A 256-nucleotide genomic window follows, 5' to 3' on the forward strand; every position below is an offset into this window, starting at 1 on the left:
CCGCAGGGACGGCTTCGGCGGGAAGATGTACGTCCCGCGCGCGATGTACTCCTTCAGTACGTCGTTCTGGATCGTCCCGGTCAGCTTGTCCGCGCTGACGCCCTGTTCCTCCGCCACCAGCTGGTAGAGGAGCAGCAGCAGAGCCGCGGGGGCGTTGATCGTCATCGAGGTGGAGACCTGGTCCAGCGGGATCCCGCCGAACAGCACCCGCATGTCGTCGACCGAGTCGATGGCCACGCCCACCTTGCCGACCTCC

General features: G+C 66.8%; 1 protein-coding gene. It reads right to left on the bottom strand.

Features of this window, described 5'->3' with window-relative positions:
• On the bottom strand, nt 1-256 hold a 256-nt coding region (locus KCH87_RS48580), incomplete at both ends, for a methylmalonyl-CoA mutase family protein (RefSeq protein ID WP_247197946.1).

The organism is Streptomyces sp. GESEQ-35 (assembly GCF_017948485.1).
Classification (GTDB): Bacteria; Actinomycetota; Actinomycetes; order Streptomycetales; family Streptomycetaceae; genus Streptomyces.